This window comes from Pedobacter borealis DSM 19626 (genome assembly GCF_000708285.2).
GTDB classification, from domain to species: Bacteria; Bacteroidota; Bacteroidia; order Sphingobacteriales; family Sphingobacteriaceae; genus Pedobacter; species Pedobacter borealis.
This window is the reverse complement of record NZ_JAUG01000042.1, coordinates 24,266-40,040: the sequence shown is the minus strand read 5'-3', so window position 1 is coordinate 40,040 and position 15,775 is coordinate 24,266. Positions and strand designations below refer to the sequence as shown.

Sequence of the window (15,775 nt, the reverse complement as noted above, 5' to 3'; positions counted from 1 at the left end):
ATTAAAACGCCACAAAATGAGATTTAATAATCGAACTCAGGTTAAAGATAAATTTCCAAAAAGATTGAAGTGGTGGTGGGACTACAGCACCAATGAAATGCTGAACAATCATTTCCTAATTATTTACGAAATTGGAATGGTTCATTTATAATCAAGCCAGAGTTGATACGCGTCATCCTGAGTCTTCAGCTTTTTAGAAAAACATTAGAGTGACGAGAACAGGTTGTGAGGTCTCGTTATCTCTCCTCCAAAGGAATCCTTTGGAGGAGAGATCTTTAACATTGTTCAAAGATTTCTCCATTGCGTTGCGCTCCAGTCGAAATGACGACTGATTTTAGAACTCTGTCATTGGTAATGTATTTTCAGGACCTAATGGATACTGACCTGTAGCGAAGCGGAAAGCTACGCAGTAAAACAAATTCAGTATGACGATGCGCGGTGTAAGACCAGGTGCTAAACGCCTTACGCTTATCGCTTCTACCTACTAAACCTTCGGTTCAGTAACTCGTAAAACTGATCAACTGTAGCCTGTTTATCGGCCCAGTTATTTTTCGCCGCATAATTATTCTGCAGGTAGCTATCTGCCGCTTCGAAACTGCTCATCTTATTGATGATATCAATTACTTCCGAATAGGCCAGATTATACCCATTAAAAAGATCTTTGATAAAAAGTAACTTTTCGTTCAAACTAATCGCCTGCTTTAAATCGGCAATAGGTGCTTTAACAGACTCATCGCTTTTACCATTTGTTTTGGCAAGCAGATCATTTAAACTTGGTGCAGGTTTAGCGGCTTCTGGTTGTGGAGCTGGTTTTACCGGAACAGCTTCAGGCTTAAACAAAGGGCGTTCCTGTTCAACAGGCGGCGAAATAATGGGGTCATCCAGTTTCACATCTTTCAGTGCCTCAATAGGCTCACTTGGCACAGCAACCGGTTCTACTTCTTTAACAACTGCAACAGGTTCTTCTTCGGCAATTACTAAAGGTTCTTCCTGTGGAATTAAAAAAGGTTCAGGGCCAATTTCATCTTCTTCAGTTGGTGTAGGCTCTTCCTGAACAGATAAAGTTTCTTCCTTTTCGTGAATGATCTTTTTACGTGCTAAAATTTCAGCTTCTTCTTTGCTTAAAGGGCGATCGAAAATTTCTTCAACAGATTTTGCTTCGTAATCGAACTGGTCGTTTTCATCGTGTGTACCCAGTACAAATTCAAAAGTATGATCATCCTGGTCTGGCTTAAAGAAATCTTTATTCAAAAGGGATGCAGCTTTTTCTTCTTCAATAATTTCATCATCCAGTAGTTCCTGTTCGGGCTTTACATCTACACGTTCTTCTTCTTCCTGGGCAGTAGCCACTTCTTCCAGTTCCTGCGGATCGAAACACACATCGTCTTCTACATAACTTTTTTCAGCTTCGGGCAGGATAATGGTATTTTGTTCGGCCAACAAGGCATGATTTCCGGGTTCAGCAGGCTTATCTTCTACTATGGTGTTTAATTTTTTGACGACATTCACATGATCAGAAAGAAAATGGGCATTGGCCAGAAAAAGCTCCAGCTCTAAATCGTTTAATTGCTGAGGATTTTGAGCTAAAAACTGATATTGCTCATTTAATTCTGTTAAAATGCTGCCGATCTTTCTGAAAATATCCTGTTGGTTCATCATAAAATTAAAACGAATTTTTAGTCGATTTATGTTGGTAACTATGTGTTCAAAAATAACACATAATTATCATATTTGTTCGGTTTAAAAATTATAGAACGGACATAGGGGAATAAAAAAAGAGGCATGTTATTTAGCGAACAAAATTTTAGAAGAAGGGGCGAATTTTCGGGAAGTATAGAAGTGGTATGTGGCTCTATGTTTTCTGGTAAAACGGAAGAACTGATCCGCAGGTTAAAAAGAGCCCAGATTGCTAAACTGAATGTCGAAATTTTTAAACCCCGTACCGATACCCGCTACCATGAAACTGCTGTGGTTTCGCACGATTTAAACTCGATAAACTCTACCCCGGTTGATAGCGCTTCAGCCATTTTACTGCTTGGCACCAATACACAGGTGGTTGGCATAGATGAAGCGCAGTTTTTTGATGATGAACTGCCTGATGTTTGCAATAAACTTGCCCTTAAAGGTATACGGGTTATTGTTGCGGGCCTGGATATGGATTTTACAGGCAAACCCTTTGGCCCGATGCCAGCCTTAATGGCTATTGCCGAACATGTTACCAAAGTAAATGCAGTTTGTGTTTGCTGTGGAAACCCAGCCCTATACAGTTACCGTACAGTTGCTGATGAAGCGACCGTACTACTAGGCGAAAAGGAAAGTTATGAGCCACGATGCAGGGCTTGTTATAATCTGGGCAAGGGATAATACCATGATTGATTAATCTGTACCTTTAAGTTGCACTTAAATATTGATATGGATAAACAATTTAAAATCGATGCTTTTAGAACCGGTTTAGCAAAATTCGTAACTTTTGAAGAAAGCGAATGGGAAATCTTAACGCAGTACCTGAGTTTTTCTACCTTAAAGAAAAAAGATCATTTTGTAGTTGAAGGAAAAGTATGCGATTATATTGCCTTTATTATCCAGGGTGCCGTAAGGCATTATCATGTTAAAGATGGACAGGAAATTACCGGTTACTTTTGTTTTGAAAACGAACTGTTGAGCGCCTACAAAAGCTTTGTAAAAAGAATACCAAGTACAAACTTTATTCAGGCCCTGGAGGAAGCTGAGCTTGTTCTGATTGCTTACACCGATCTTCAGAAAATGTTAAACCACCCCGTGCTGGGGCTGAAAATGGAACGGTTTGGTCGCCTGGTTGCTGAATATTACATCTGCTGTTTTGAAGATCGCCTTAATGCTTTTGTTACCCAAAACCCCGAAGAGCGTTATACTACGCTTGAAAAAACTGCAAAAGATATTTTCCAGCGTGTTCCACAACACTATATCGCCAATTTTTTAGGTATCACCCCTGTTTCACTCTCGCGTATCCGTAAACGCACACTCATTTTAAAGGATTAAATTAATCCTTATCTTTTGTTAACGTTTTTATGGCTCAATGCAGCATAACTTTGAACTAATCAAAAACGAAGATATGCACACTATACTTGGCGCCGGCGGACCAACAGCAAACGCACTGACCAGAGAATTAAGCAATACTAACGAAACCATTAGATTGGTTAGCAGAAAACCAATTTCTACAAGCAACCCAAATGCAAGTTGGGTTAAGGCCGATTTATTAAATGAAGCTGAACTTTTCGCAGCAGCAGAAGGTTCGAAAGTAATATACCTATGCGCCGGTTTGGTTTACGATGCCAAAGTATGGCAAGAACAATGGCCGGTAATTATTCAAAACGTAATTAACTTAACTAAACGTACAGGCGCAAGACTAATATTTTTTGATAATGTTTATATGTATGGCCTGGTAAATGGGCCAATGACAGAAGATACGCCTTACCATCCCTGTAGCTTAAAAGGAGAAGTAAGGGCAAAGGTAGCCGAACAATTAATGAGCGAATCGAAAGCGGGTAAAATAAATGTAACCATTGCCCGTGCTGCAGATTTTTACGGAGCAGATTCGATGAATAGCTTTTTTGACATGATGGTACTCGATGAGTTTGCCAAAAAAAATAGCGCTCAATGGATAGGAGATCCAAATACACTACACAGTTTTACTTACATTGAAGATGCTGGAAAAGCTTTATTTTTGTTAGGACAAACGCCTGATTCTGGCAACCAGATATGGCACCTACCCACTGCAGCGCCTTTAAAAGGAAAAGCTTTTATAAAAATGGCCGCAAAAATTTATGAAACCAAGCCTCAATATTTGACCATTAATAAACTAATGCTACGTTTAGTAGGTTTATTTAAAAAGGTAGTTGCGGGTACTGTAGAAATGTATTATCAGTACGATCATGATTATCATTTCGATTCTACCAAATTTGAAAAAGCGTTTAACTTCAAGCCTACTGCTTATTATGATGGCATCTTAAAGTTATCAAAAACCATGTATAAAAAGCAGAATTGACATGAATTGGAGCAAATTATAAAGCCAACTATTTATCTTTAGCGCAAATGATTCAAGATAATACAACACATAAAAACAGTATTAAAACCATATCGGTTTTAGGTTGTGGCTGGTTTGGCTTGGCTTTAGCCAAAAAACTGATTGGGTTAAATTATATCGTTAAGGGCTCTACCACAAGCCAGGAGAAGTTAGCAATACTTCAGGCCGAAAATATCCAGCCTTTTTTGATTAATTTTACGGCAGAAGCGGTTGTGGCCGACCCAGCATTTTTTAAGGCCGATACCTTGTTTATCTGTATTCCGCCAAAGCGCAATTCGACTGAACTTCTCGATTATCCCCAAAAGATCAATTCAATTTTGACTGCTGCGAAAGATAAATCGAAGCATGTGGTATTGATCAGTTCGACGAGTGTTTATACTGATGAAAACAAAATAGTAAATGAAACCAGCGAGACACATCCCGACACGGATTCGGGAAAAGTCGTTTTAGCTGCAGAAATTCTATTTAAAGAACTATTTCCCGAAAACTGCACAGTGATCCGCTTTGCGGGCTTAATTGGCCCTGACCGTAACCCTGGGAGGTTTTTTGCCGGAAAAAGTAATGTACCGAATGGTTTAGCTCCCGTAAACTTGATTCACCAAACAGATGCTGTAGGGATTGCGGTCAAGCTTTTGGAAAAACAGGCATTCGGCAGAACTTACAATGCCTGCTCACCAAACCATCCTGCAAAAATGGATTTCTATGCCCATGCAGCCAAAACCACAGGGCTTGCCGAACCTGATTTTATTGCAGAAAAGAAAGATTGGAAAATTGTGGAAAGTGTTAATGTACCGGAATTTTTGGGTTATACGTTTGAGGTTGGGATTTAGAAATCTCGTCTCACGTTCGTCACCCTGAATTTATTTCAGGGTCTATTTTGCAAGAAAGATGCTGATCCCGAATGTTCGGGACAGCATGACGATCGCGTAAGTTAAAGGGGCTAAAAATTATGACCATGAATAAATAGTAATCGAATTAAGGTCGATAGATTTCTCGGCTTCGTTGCACTCCGCTCGAAATGACGATCAGATAAGGCACATTGGTGTCTCCACGAACCAAAACTAGATTCATCAGCATGGTCCTTCGACAGGCTCTCCGTAGGAGTCCTTTGGGCAGGATGACAATCCAAATGGGTTTAGCGAACACATATTAACTCAACAACCCCAATAACTCTTTCTTAGTTAAGTTCTTGAATAAACTTCCATCCGTCTGGATCAGATCCTTAACCAGGTCTTTTTTCGTGGCCTGAAGTTTCATAATTTTCTCTTCAATGGTATCAGGGCAGATTAAACGCACAGCCATTACATTTTTATGCTGGCCGATCCGATATGCCCGATCTATGGCCTGGCTTTCTACAGCAGGGTTCCACCAAGGGTCTACCAGGTAAACATAATCGGCTTCGGTAAGGTTCAATCCGGTACCACCAGCCTTTAAACTGATCAGGAAAACTGGAATATCAGCATTTTGCTGAAAAGAGGTAACCACTTCGGCTCTTTTACGGGTCTGCCCGGTAAGGTATTCGTATTTAATGCCACGGTTTTCCAATTGCTTTTTAATCAGATCGAGCATGGTTACAAATTGAGAAAAAACCAGGATTTTATGTTTTCCGGCCTTGCTCTCAATCTGCTCCATCAATACATCAATTTTTGATGATGCCTGTAAATAAGATTTCCCATCAGCCAATAATGCGGCCGAATTGCATATCTGCCTTAGGGTGGTAATACTCTTCAGCACGTGCATCGAACTTTTAGGCAGCTCATCTTCCTGTTTGCCCAGAATAAAATCCTGAATTTCCTTTTTGTTCGCTTCGTACACTTCGCGCTGCTCTGTCCCCATTTCGCAGTACAGTACAATTTCCGTTTTATCGGGAAGTTCTTTCGCCACCTGTTCTTTTGTTCTGCGCAGGATAAACGGTCTTATTTTTTGCTGAAGCTCTTCTGCCCTTCTACTATCCTTAAACTGATCGATAGGGGTTGAATATAAATCGGCAAACTGCTGTTTACTACCAAACAAACCCGGACAAGCGAATGACAGCTGCCCGTACAAATCAAAGGTATTGTTCTCTATCGGTGTTCCCGTCATGGTTACTTTATTCCTCGATTGCAGCATCCGAACTGCTTTATAACGTTGCGAGTCTGGATTTTTGATCAGTTGTGATTCATCTAAAAAGATATAGTTAAAGCGATAATCTTTTAAGAAACGGATATCAGAAAGCAGCGTTCCGTAAGAGGTTAAAATGATTTCATAATCATCGAAAGTATCAGTTGTTTTGGTCCGTTCGCCAGCATAAATGGTTTTTACCTTTATAGATGGTGCAAATTTCTCTACTTCGGCCTTCCAGTTAAATATTAATGAAGCCGGAACCACCACCAGATTTGTGTTGTGTTTTACTTTTTCGCGCTGTGATAAAATGAAAGCCAAAACCTGGATGGTTTTACCCAATCCCATATCATCGGCCAAACAAGAACCAAAGTTAAAATCATCCAAAAAATTGAGCCAGTTTAGGCCATCTTTCTGGTAATGACGTAAAGTTGCTGTTAAACCTTTTGGCACTTCCACTTCCTGAATCGAATCCGTCCCTTCAAATTTCTGTTTGTAAAGTTTCAATTCGTTCTTTACATCACCATCTAACAAAGCATCTTCATAAAGCTCATTTATAGAAGCAAACTTAATTTTTGGCGTAATAATGGTATCTTCGGTTACTTCACCCGCACTAAAATAAGCAGCAAATTTTTCGATCCATTCATGAGGTAATATGCCTTGGGTTCCATCATCAAGTGTTACAAACTTACTTTTGTTCCTGATCGATTTATGCAGATGCTTCAGCGCAACCTGTTGCTTGCCAAACTTCACTTTTACTTTGGTTTCGAACCAATCTGTTCCACTTAAAACCTCAATATTAATTTTAGCCTGAAATTCGCTCAGTTTATTGTTTTTAAGTTGGTTGAAGCCTAAAATATGAATGCCTTTGTTCCGCCATACTTCAAAAGCTTCGAGAAACCAGGCTTCTTCCAGGAATCGTTTGCGGTGCAGGTAAAAAGAATCGTTGGTTTCCTGATCGTAGAAATAAGGATGCTGTTTCAGCACGTTTCCAATAAACTGAAGCTCGGCATTTTCATCACGGTGTAAGGTAAAGAGATTACCCAGTTTATCCTGCGCCTGGATCTGTTTTTTAGACAACACAGGTATTTCTAAATTCCCATAGCGCATTACCGGCGTAAGGAGGATATAATCTTCAGATTCTGAGAGGTAGATCAATTGTTCATTTTCGAGATCAAAACCTTTTTCTTCGATCTGGCTTTTGGTAGCCGGTTTTAAATAAGAATAATCTACATGAATACTTCCCTCTAAAGGCACCAAAATAACTTTTTGAAACTCAGGATATTTTGTTTTGTGCAGGATTAATCTGTTGCTCTGCTTTTTGAAAAACCCGATTACGCGTAGAAAATCGAGTCTGCTAATTAAATAAAGCTGATCTTTAAGTTTCACAAAATACTGGTGTACCAATACCAGGTTATCCAGTTCGTAAGATTTCCCTTCGATAATTAACCGTCCGGTAATTTCGTAATAATCATCGCGTTGATTTACAGCAAGACGCAGGTTTACTTCCAATAAATGAACATCAACTGCTGTAATGGTCGACGCTTGAATAGCGACAGACTGCTTACTATCCTGCAGGTAAAAAGGGATTTGTTTAGGGTTTTTAACGATCGCTTTTAAGGCTTCAATCTCCGCCTCACTTTGATCGCTATTGTAATTCTGTTGAAAAGTGGTAATACCACTATAAAACTTTACCTGATCGTTATCATTTGTTTTAAACAGTAAATCAGCGGGATTTATTCCTTTTATAGGATTTTTAACCTTGCCGCTTTTAGTGGTTTCGGCCTCAAATAATTCTACCGTTAAATTGTTGTAATAGCGGTGTTGCCCAAAAACAAGGATCATTTTACCCTGATCGTTTTTAGTCTGTACTTTTGTTTTGGCTTTAGTTGCTGGCAGTAAAAGTTCCTGTAAATTTTGCCGGGCTTCTTTATTGAATGGCTGGAGGGCATCCATTTTTGGACGGATATCTACCTGGCCGTTTTCGTAGCGGAGATGAAACAGAAGATCAAGATTCTCTTCTTTTTCCAGTCCATAATCGATTGCAATTTTAGTAACCCTTTGCTTCCTCAAGTTACTATCGAAGAAAATGAGCAGATCCTGACGCTGAAGAATGTTGTACAAAACCCTTGCCTGATGCTCACACAATTTATGCTTAGGCGTGGCGCAACGACAAGAAAGTTTTACTGAGTTTGATTGCTGCTGTACCTGAACAATTGGGAAGGGTAATCCAGAGGCCTCATCGCTAAAGGCTGCAAAATCGATTTCAATCTGTTCTGGGAAAAGCTGGTAAAAGCCCTTAACATCAGTATGGATCAATCCGCTTAAATGTTTGAGGATAACAATCTGACTCAGATTTTTCAGGTTAAAATCTTTTAAGATATAATCATAAGGATTTTGTTCTGATACTAGATGCGCGGTTACCTGTTCACTCATTTAAACTAAATAAAGGTAATGTTTCTTTATAAACTCACATTTAGGTTCAAATGTCCCCCCAATCCAACTTTAATGATCCTCATTAAAGTCGAAAGTCTAATGTCGCTTGCATTATTTTCAATTCTTGAAATGTAAGTTTTTGTTGTACCACATTTTTCTGCAAGTTGCTCTTGTGTCATCCCTTTTTCTTTCCGAAGTTCTTGAAGCATCGCTCCTAGCTTAAAACTCTCAAACTCTTGTTCGTAAACTTCTCTTTCCTCAGTCCCACGTTTGCCGTATTCGCTGTCCAAATGGTCAGCAAATGATGTCAATTTATTTTTTGTCTTTTCCATCGAAATATTTCTTTTTAAGTTTTTCAGCTAGCTCGATTTCGTTTTTAGGTGTCTTCTGCGTTTTCTTTTGAAAACCATTTACAAGGATGATCAATTGTCCCTTATCGAAAAAACTAAATACCCGAAAAATATCTGAACCAACTTCAACCCTAATTTCAAAAAGTCCTGTTGAACCTGTAATGTGCTTAAAATATTTTTCAGGAATTTTTTCAAGTGTAGCAATTAATTGTAGCGTCCAATTGAATTTTTTCTTTACGTTGGGCTTGAGCTCTTCGTAAAAATCCAAATAGTATTCTTCAAAGTAGAAAATGTCTCTGATAAATTCCTCGTTCATTAACCAAATTTAAGCCAACACAAAGTTAGCTAATTAGATAACAAATTCCAAACTAACATGATTAACATATCTCGCTACTAAAAGATATATTGTAGTAGATCACATTATAATTTATTACCTCCAGAAGTCTTCGACTACGCTTAGACTGACAACCGTAGTGCTTAATAAAAAAACACTGGCTAGGACATGGGGTGACGGATCGTGTTCATAAGATTTTACAGGCTACAACTATAAAACTTACTTATAGCGATTTACGCAAGTTCAAATAAAAAGGCACGGCTATCTTTTCAGTTTTTCCGTTGAGAATAAATTCGGCAGCTTGAGCGCCCAGTTCGCTAAAATCAGTTGAAATGGTGGTAATTCCATCCAAAATAATCTTTTTTAAAGGCGTTTCGTTATAAGAAATTACGCCAACATCTTTCCCGATTTTAAGTTTTTGGGCAATTAAACGCTCAATGAGCATCACCAGATCGTCTTCCATCAGGTTAATGTATACCTCCCCAGGATTAATTTCTTCATCTTTAATGTTGTGGATTACTTTATGATCAAAAGCATATTGCTGGCAGAACCTATAAAAACCGGTTAGTATTTCGTGCGGAAAATAGCTGTTTTTTGGGAAGATAATTTTTAAGGTCCGGTAATGAGATAGCCGGTCTAAAGCCTGTTCTAAAGCCGCGTAAATATCCTGCGCAAAGTTTTCATAGGCCGCAGCATAATCGCCTGTTACTCCTGGCAACAATTTATCAAGAATGACTAATTTCTCTTTTGGAATGGTATTGATAATTTCGTGTGCATTTTCGCCTCCTTCTAAAAAATGTGGAATAATTACAAAGTGCGAATAATCATCACGTTTGGTGACGATCATTTTTTTAAACAGGGCGAAATCGTTGTTGTAGATATAAAAATCAATCGCAGCACGCTCACCCAATGTTTTTGTAAATGAATCGTAAATGATCTTTTTGTGCGTACTGAGTTTATTAAAAAGCAGACAAACTTTTAGTTTACGCGAGAAATCGGTATTGATGATGAAATAACCCTTACCCGGTACAGAATCTACCACCCCAAGTTTCCGGAGGTTGCGGTAACCTTTTTCGGCGGTATCCCTTGACATTTCCAAACTGAAGCTCAGTTCATTAATAGACGGCAATAAACTATTTTTCAGAAGTTTACCGCTTTCAATTGCGGCCAAAATAGCATTGGTTAACTGCTTGTATTTTGGCGTCGACGAATACTCGTCGACGTTAATGTAGGGGATTAAATCTTCTGGTTTCAAAATGATTATATTGATATAGGAAATTCTAATATAAGGAAATTCCTAAAAATCTAGTGTACGTTGTATAGCAGAATAGTATTTTAACTGGATCATATCCGTTGGTGCAGGGTTTTCGTTCCATGCATCATTTATTGCTAGGGCCGTTCCTATCGCCGTAGCCTGCGAAACTGAAGAGGCATAAACCTCAATATCCGGAATAGAAGTAGCCAAAAGATGCATATAAATTGCATTTTTACCGAAACCACCATCTACAAAAATTCTTTTCACACCTGCATTTAAAATCAGCTTTAACGAGTAAATCTGCTGTTTAATTAGGTCGAAAATCAATTGGTGATAGGCTTCTTCTGCCGTTTGAAAGAGGTTCAGATCACGCTCCGGGAAAGCAGAATTTGCTGAAAAGCCCTGTTGCTCCTGTTGGTTTTCATGGATTTTATTGGCCAGTTTCAAAATCATTGAAGGGTTAAACTTCAAATGTTTAAACAGATAGGCTGCACGATCGAAATGTTCTGCTATACGCTTAAGCTGTATCTCATGCTCATAACCAGCAAAAATACGTGACGCCTTTACCGCTTTGCCTTTAAAGTGCATGTAACACAGGCAATCCTGTTTAAGTTCTTCGGCAGTTAAAGGCTCCTGGTTGAAAGGGTTTAAACTAATACACCAGGTTCCTGTTGAAATGAGCACAAACGGTGTATTAAAATTGGCCAGATAGGGAATCAGTGCTGCAGAACTATCGTGCAAACCTACACCAACCTTTACGCTGCTCCCTTCGAAATCAGTTTTCAGGCTGGAATCTGCAGGGGTAAATGCACCAAATTTCTCATCGATTTTTTCAGTAGTAACCCAATTATGGTATTCACTTTTATTGAAATCCCAAAGCTGGGTATGGCAGCCTATACTGGTAATATCGGCCACGGCCTTACCCGTAATTAAATAACTTAAATATTGAGGCAGATGTAAAGCCCACTTTACTTTTTTAAATATTTCGGGCTTTTCGTTTTTCAGGCGATACAATTGCATTCCTGAATTTAAGCTGCCCAAAATTGGCGAGGCCGTTTCTAACGAAATCTTCTCCTCACCTCCATATTTTGCATAAAAAGCTTTTTTAAGCTCCTCTGGGTATTCTTTTAAATAGTTATAAAGTGGTGTCAGGGGATCGCCGTTTTCATCGAGATAAACAAAACTGGCACCATAGGTAGAAAAGTTTATGGCCTTAACATCGAACTCTTTTAACTGTAAAACCTGATGCAGGGAATCGTAAACTGATGAACGCAGGCTTTCGAGATTTTCGCATGGCTCGCCATCTTCATCAACTGTTTCTACAAAACGTGCAGACCGTTCGTAAACAATACTGTAGTTTTCATCAATCAGAAACAGTTTTTTATTTGTTTTCCCAACATCAAATATGGCAATAACAGGTTTAGGCATTTTCTATTTCTCTATTTACAAACCTGTAGCAACAGTATTTCCGCGGTGATTAACTAACTTAGTTCTAACTTCCAAACCGCGGTATAATGCGATTGGTGATAAGGCTGCTCCAGCTCTTAATCTGGCTTCAGCTACTAAAGCCCTCAAATCGCTCCGGAAAGTATGCTGCAAAATTTCCTGTGCTTTTGCTACATCGTTGTTGTTCTGCGCTTCGTTTAATGCTTTTCTATCAACCAATAAGGCTTGTGCATAAGCAATCATAATCGCTTCCACTGATTGTAATAAATCTTCTAGAGGGTCTTTCACATTGTGAGAAGCATCGATCATCCAACCTAAATCTTTTGCATGGTTCATGCCTTTTGCATCCATACCTTCTACCAGTTCGTTAAAAATCAAAAACAACTGGTAAGGTTTAATGCTTCCGGCAGTTAAATCATCATCGCCATATTTAGAATCATTAAAGTGGAAACCACCCAATTTTCCTTCCATTAACAATAAAGCAACAATCTGCTCAATGTTTGCATTAGGCAAATGGTGACCTAAATCAACCAAAGTATAAGCTTTTTTACCCAGTTTGCTGGCATATAATAACGACTGCCCCCAGTCTCCAACCGTAGTTGAATAAAAGTTAGGTTCGAAGGCTTTGTACTCCACAAACATTTTCCAATCTTCTGGCAGTGCTGAATAGATCTCCTGAAGGCTTTCTAAAGTATTCTCGAAAGCTTTACGAAAATTAAGCTGTCCAGGGAAACAAGAACCATCGGCAAGCCAAACAGTTAATGCATCAGATCCTAGCGCGATACCATGTTTAATTACTTCTATATTATGCTCAATCGCCTGCTTGCGGATGTCTTTATTTACATGCTGTAACGAACCAAATTTATAGCTATGTGCAGCACCTTTCTGATCTTGAAAGGTATTCGAGTTCATGGCATCGAATTTTAAACCATAGCCAGATGCCAAAGTTTTTAACGCTTCTGCATTTTGAGGAATATCCCAAGGAATGTGAAGCGAAATTGCTCCACTTGCGCCGTTAAGGGCATGAAGCAGACCAACATCTTCAATTTTTTCTTCAATGGTACGTGGTTCACCACCAGTAATGGCAAAGCGGCCAAAACGTGTTCCACCTGTACCTAAAGCCCAACTTGGAATGGCAATCTGAAAATCAACCAGTTTCTGGATTACGCTTTCTACATCAACGTGTGCCCAATCTTCTTTAAAAAAAGAAAGTTTGCGCTGATGCGAGGTTAAAAGAGAGTCGTTATGCTTTTCTATTTGGTTCTGCTCGATATTCATGAGAATATTTGGTTTATTAGGTTAATTATTTGGCGATACAATCGCCATTCTCGCTCATCCTCATTATTCCAAAGGAATTCGTTTGTGGCCAACGAGGACAATTATTTCTTTAATCTGTTTACAAAGCTATTCTCGGTCTGTGGGGACACAGGCCGATGAAATAACTCACTAAAACTGAATTTGTCGCCATGGTCTGTGTCCTCACAGATCATTTAACTTATCTTCTTTCGATCTGTGGGGACACAGACCGAGGATTCATCTTATCTTACAAATGCCATGGCTACTCCGCCATCAACATTTAAAACATTTCCTTCTCCGTGGTCTGTGTCTCCACAGACCACCAATCTTCATTTCGGTCTGTGAGGACACAGACCGAGGATTTAGAATTAAGCTATCTTACAAATGCCATGGCAACTCCACCGTCAACATTTAAAACATTTCCGGTTGATTTGTGCAGCAAGCCACCCACAAAGGCGAAACAAGCATTGGCAATATCATCTGGTAATATAATCTGATTTAACAAAGTACGTTTCGCGTAATAAGCCGGTAGTTCTGCAACGGTAATTCCGTAAGCTTTTGCACGGCCTTCAGCCCAACCGCCTGCCCAGATATTGCTGTCGCTGATTACAGCATCAGGGTTAACCACATTTACACGGATATTATCGGCACCCAATTCTGCAGCATTTAACCTGCTCAAATGTAATTGGGCAGCTTTTGCACTGCCATAACCGGCATTATTCGGTCCGCTTACCAGGGCGTTCTTACTTACAATATTAATGATATCGCCACCAATATTCTGCTTTTGCATCGTATTTGTTGCAGCCTGAGTGATAAAAAACTGACCTTTTACCAAAACATCATATAATAAGTCCCAATCCTTCTCGGTATGATCGGCAATGGTTTTAGAAATCGATAATCCTGCGTTGTTTACAATAATATCTACTCCACCAAAAGCCAAAGCAGCCGAATCGAAAGCTTGTTTAATATCTTCCTCGCTGGTTACATTTAAAATTGCGGTACTATAAGAATCTTTACCATACAGGCTTGCAAATTCCTTACCTGCTTCTTCCAAACGCTCGGCATTCATATCGTTTAAAATCACCACGCCACCTTCTGCAACAAACTTTTTAGCAATCGCTTTACCTATACCACCTGCACTACCGGTAATTAAAGCAATTTTACCTGTTAAAGGTTTTGGCTTAGGCATACGCTGTAACTTCGCTTCTTCCAACAACCAATATTCGATGTTAAAAGCTTCCTGGTGCGGCAAAGAAGTATATGCTGAAACCGCCTCAGCGCCTTTCATTACGTTAATGGCATTGATATAGAATTCTGCAGCAACCCTTGCCGTTTGTTTATCTTTAGAGAAGGTAAACATTCCGATACCAGGATACAAAATAACTACCGGATTGGTATCGCGAACGGTAGGACTGTTTGGATGTTTACAGGCTTCGTAATAAGCCGTGTACATTGCCCTATATGCTTCGAAAGCAGGCTCCAATGTTTCTTTTAGTGCTTTAACATCCGATAAATCGGCATCGCTTGCTAAAGTTAAAACCAGCGGACTGATTTTGGTGCGTAAAAAGTGATCAGGACAGCTTGTGCCCATTGGTGCAAGGCGATCAAGATCGTTAGAATTGATGAATTCTAAAACACGACTGTCGTCGGTAAAATGACCGATCATGTGCTGTTTAGAAGAACATAAACCACGCAAAACAGGTGCTAAAGCAGCCGCTTGTTGTTTACGCTGATCTGTTGCGGCACTTTCAATCTTTTGTCCTCCAAAAACAGGCCCTTTTTTACCATAATTCTGGTTAAGGTAATCAGAACAGATTTCGATTACCTCTAAGGTATTCAGATAACTTTCGTAAGCCGTATCGCCCCAGGTAAACAAACCATGTGAGCCCAACATAATACCACGGATGCCTGGATTTTCATCTAAACATTGTTTTAATTGCAGGCCCAGTTCGAAACCAGGTTTTTTCCATTCAACCCAGCCTATCGTTCCGCCAAATAATTCTTCGGTAATTTTTTTGCCGTCTTTAGCCGCAGCAATTGCAATGGCCGCATCTGGATGCAAGTGATCGATATGTGCAAACGGCAGAAAACCATGCAAGGGGGTATCGATTGATGGTGCTTTAGAACTTAAATCGAAAATGCAGTGGTTAAAAAGTTCAACCATTTCATCTTCGTGTTCTACACCACGGTAAATATTTTTCAGACTACGCAAACGATCAACATATAATGCTGCAAGACCACTTTTCTTTAAGGTACCTAAATCGCCACCTGAACCTTTTACCCACATTACTTCGGTTTCTAGGCCGGTAAGCGGATCTTTTTCCAATACTTTACACGAGGTATTTCCACCTCCATAATTGGTTAAGCGTAAATCTGCACCCAATAAATTTGAGCGATAAATTAAGAGGGCAACTTCATCACCGGCAAGTTTTGCGGCTTCCTCTTCATCCCACAAATAGCTTACGTGCTTATAACTTTTCGTATCGATTGACATT

At 39.4% G+C, this 15,775-nt stretch carries 12 protein-coding genes; 4 read left to right on the top strand and 8 right to left on the bottom strand.

Annotated elements, in window-relative coordinates; all coding sequences use genetic code 11:
- Positions 1-477: 477 nt before the first annotated feature.
- Positions 478-1,659, bottom strand: coding sequence for a hypothetical protein (locus AW17_RS13020; RefSeq protein WP_029277061.1), 1,182 nt, complete (start codon positions 1,657-1,659; stop codon positions 478-480).
- Between the two features lie 123 nt (positions 1,660-1,782).
- Between AW17_RS13020 and AW17_RS13015 the strand changes: the two genes are divergently transcribed.
- The 4 genes from AW17_RS13015 (at position 1,783) to AW17_RS13000 (ending at position 4,893) form a co-directional block, all read left to right on the top strand.
- The gene (locus tag AW17_RS13015; RefSeq protein WP_051691820.1) at positions 1,783-2,364 is read left to right on the top strand and encodes a thymidine kinase; all 582 of its coding nucleotides are present in this window, start codon (positions 1,783-1,785) and stop codon (positions 2,362-2,364) included.
- Positions 2,365-2,412: 48 nt separating this feature from the next.
- Positions 2,413-3,018 carry a Crp/Fnr family transcriptional regulator gene (locus AW17_RS13010; protein ID WP_036669858.1) on the top strand — a complete coding sequence of 202 codons (606 nt, stop codon included), beginning with the start codon at positions 2,413-2,415 and terminating at the stop codon, positions 3,016-3,018.
- 73 nt (positions 3,019-3,091) lie between these two features.
- A complete protein-coding gene (locus AW17_RS13005; RefSeq protein WP_029277056.1) occupies positions 3,092-4,024 on the top strand; it encodes an NAD-dependent epimerase/dehydratase family protein in 933 nt (310 codons plus the stop codon).
- A gap of 47 nt (positions 4,025-4,071) precedes the next feature.
- The gene (locus AW17_RS13000; RefSeq protein WP_029277054.1) at positions 4,072-4,893 is read left to right on the top strand and encodes an SDR family oxidoreductase; all 822 of its coding nucleotides are present in this window, start codon (positions 4,072-4,074) and stop codon (positions 4,891-4,893) included.
- A 319-nt stretch (positions 4,894-5,212) separates the two neighbouring features.
- Here AW17_RS13000 and AW17_RS12995 read toward each other — a convergent pair whose 3' ends face one another.
- From AW17_RS12995 to AW17_RS12965, 7 genes are all read right to left on the bottom strand, one after another.
- Positions 5,213-8,599, bottom strand: coding sequence for a DEAD/DEAH box helicase (locus tag AW17_RS12995; protein WP_051691818.1), 3,387 nt, complete (start codon positions 8,597-8,599; stop codon positions 5,213-5,215).
- Positions 8,600-8,625: 26 nt separating this feature from the next.
- Entirely contained in the window at positions 8,626-8,931 is a 306-nt protein-coding gene (locus AW17_RS12990; protein WP_029277050.1) for a helix-turn-helix domain-containing protein, read from the bottom strand.
- On the bottom strand, positions 8,912-9,265 hold the full coding sequence (locus AW17_RS12985) for a type II toxin-antitoxin system RelE/ParE family toxin (RefSeq protein WP_029277048.1): 354 nt from the start codon (positions 9,263-9,265) through the stop codon (positions 8,912-8,914). Before AW17_RS12985 ends, AW17_RS12990 begins: the two co-directional genes overlap by 20 nt.
- Before the next feature lie 241 nt (positions 9,266-9,506).
- Positions 9,507-10,538, bottom strand: a complete 1,032-nt coding sequence (locus AW17_RS12980) for a GntR family transcriptional regulator (protein ID WP_029277046.1) — start codon at positions 10,536-10,538, stop codon at positions 9,507-9,509.
- 42 nt (positions 10,539-10,580) lie between these two features.
- Positions 10,581-11,966 carry an FGGY-family carbohydrate kinase gene (locus AW17_RS12975; RefSeq protein WP_029277044.1) on the bottom strand — a complete coding sequence of 462 codons (1,386 nt, stop codon included), beginning with the start codon at positions 11,964-11,966 and terminating at the stop codon, positions 10,581-10,583.
- Between the two features lie 15 nt (positions 11,967-11,981).
- Positions 11,982-13,262, bottom strand: a complete 1,281-nt coding sequence (locus tag AW17_RS12970; protein WP_029277042.1) for a sugar isomerase — start codon at positions 13,260-13,262, stop codon at positions 11,982-11,984.
- A gap of 391 nt (positions 13,263-13,653) precedes the next feature.
- Positions 13,654-15,774, bottom strand: a complete 2,121-nt coding sequence (locus AW17_RS12965; protein WP_029277040.1) for a bifunctional rhamnulose-1-phosphate aldolase/short-chain dehydrogenase — start codon at positions 15,772-15,774, stop codon at positions 13,654-13,656.
- Between the last annotated feature and the right edge of the window lies 1 nt (position 15,775).